General features: G+C 49.2%; 8 tRNA genes and 1 rRNA gene. All 9 read left to right on the top strand.

Annotation, left to right across the window (positions count from 1 at the left end):
- A 5S ribosomal RNA gene (gene rrf / locus KNO78_RS15465) occupies window positions 1–89 on the top strand; the annotation flags it as partial.
- Window positions 90–165: 76 nt separating this feature from the next.
- Window positions 166–241: transfer RNA gene (locus KNO78_RS15460), tRNA-Asp, on the top strand.
- A gap of 19 nt (window positions 242–260) precedes the next feature.
- A tRNA-Phe gene (locus KNO78_RS15455) sits at window positions 261–336 on the top strand.
- A gap of 8 nt (window positions 337–344) precedes the next feature.
- Window positions 345–420, top strand: a tRNA-Thr gene (locus tag KNO78_RS15450).
- A 10-nt stretch (window positions 421–430) separates the two neighbouring features.
- Window positions 431–506, top strand: a tRNA-His gene (locus KNO78_RS15445).
- 12 nt (window positions 507–518) lie between these two features.
- A tRNA-Lys gene (locus KNO78_RS15440) sits at window positions 519–594 on the top strand.
- A 37-nt stretch (window positions 595–631) separates the two neighbouring features.
- Window positions 632–712, top strand: a tRNA-Leu gene (locus KNO78_RS15435).
- A gap of 15 nt (window positions 713–727) precedes the next feature.
- Window positions 728–802: transfer RNA gene (locus KNO78_RS15430), tRNA-Gly, on the top strand.
- 9 nt (window positions 803–811) lie between these two features.
- Window positions 812–899: transfer RNA gene (locus tag KNO78_RS15425), tRNA-Leu, on the top strand.
- The last annotated feature ends 1 nt before the right edge of the window (window position 900 follow it).

Below are 900 nucleotides of genomic sequence, written 5' to 3'. Positions count from 1 at the left end.
CCGTTCCCATGCCGAACACGGAAGTTAAGCGTCTCAGCGCCGAAAGTAGTTGGGGGATCTCCCCCTGTGAGGATAGGACGTTGCCAGGCTTTATTTTTTTAAAAAAGTTATTGACTTTACATAGAATGACCTTTAAAATAGGTAAAGTCGATATGACTTAAAAACGGTCTCGTGGTGTAGGGGTTAACATGTCTGCCTGTCACGCAGAAGATCGCGGGTTCGAATCCCGTCGAGACCGCCATTTTTAATTTAATACGTATGGCTTTGTAGCTCAGTTGGTAGAGCAAAGGACTGAAAATCCTTGTGTCGGCGGTTCGATTCCGTCCAAAGCCACCATATAACACGCCGGTGTAGCTCAGTTGGTAGAGCATCTGACTTGTAATCAGAGGGTCGAGGGTTCGAATCCTTTCGCCGGCACCATTTTTTCATGGCGGTTGTGGCGAAGTGGTTAACGCACCGGATTGTGATTCCGGCATTCGAGGGTTCAATTCCCTTCAGCCGCCCCATTAAAATTTAATGAGCCATTAGCTCAGTTGGTAGAGCATCTGACTTTTAATCAGAGGGTCGCAGGTTCGAGCCCTGCATGGCTCACCATTTCTCATTATTTTTTATTCAATGCGTAATTTCACATGCGGGTGTGGCGGAATTGGTAGACGCGCTAGACTTAGGATCTAGTGTCTTTGACGTGGGGGTTCGAGTCCCTTCACCCGCATCTCTAAATACTTATGCGGAAGTAGTTCAGTGGTAGAATACGACCTTGCCAAGGTCGGGGTCGCGGGTTCGAATCCCGTCTTCCGCTCCATCTTAATACGCGGTCGTGGCGGAATCGGTAGACGCGCTAGGTTGAGGGCCTAGTGGTGGTTAACACCGTGGAGGTTCAAGTCCTCTCGACCGCACCAT

Origin of the sequence: Exiguobacterium sp. s132 (genome assembly GCF_018617235.1) — a bacterium.
Taxonomy (GTDB): domain Bacteria; phylum Bacillota; class Bacilli; order Exiguobacteriales; family Exiguobacteriaceae; genus Exiguobacterium; species Exiguobacterium profundum.
The sequence above is the reverse complement of the archived record's forward strand: the minus strand, read 5'-3'. Positions and strand labels throughout refer to the sequence as shown.